The organism is Winogradskyella pacifica, from assembly GCF_013403915.1.
Classification (GTDB): domain Bacteria; phylum Bacteroidota; class Bacteroidia; order Flavobacteriales; family Flavobacteriaceae; genus Winogradskyella; species Winogradskyella pacifica.
Genome location: NZ_JABFDI010000083.1, coordinates 1 through 542 on the forward strand (window position 1 = coordinate 1; position 542 = coordinate 542).

The 542-nt window shown below is 66.8% G+C and carries 1 pseudogene; it reads right to left on the minus strand.

The features are described 5' to 3' along the window. Positions 1-120: 120 nt before the first annotated feature. Positions 121-542, minus strand: a pseudogene (locus tag HM984_RS18135) (hypothetical protein); the annotation flags it as partial.

The window sequence follows — 542 nt, forward strand, 5'->3', positions numbered from 1 at the left end:
CGCCGAGAACGTTCGCCCAGCTCAGATTGCCCCACAGCAGGACCCAGACCGCCGTGAGCCAGATCAGTGTCCACAGTCTCAGCAGCAGGAAACGGTTGTTGAACACATCCTTGTTGAACATCACCGGCCCTCCGCAGCCTCGGGAGCGTCGCCGAGAAATCCTTCACCGCGGACGGCGTCGATGTACACCGACCGGTCACGCAGATCGGCTGCGGCGCGATCGCTGATGTCGATGATTCGGCCGGCGAACACGGTGAGCGACAAGCCGACGATCACCAACCCGATCGTCGGGATGAGCATGAAGGCGGGCATCCGTCCGACGTCCTCGCGGTCGGCGAGCTGGATGTCGTTCGAATCGTCGAGCAGCGCCGACGGGGAGCTGTCGGCCAGGTCGCCCTCGGGGGCGTCGGCGCGCGCCCGCCAGAACGCCTTGGTCCACACGCGGGTGACGGCGTAGAGAGTCAACAGGCTGGTCACCGTACCGCCGGCGACGAGCATCCAGGCGAGCACGCTGCCGTCGGCGCTGCCGGCCTGCAGCAACG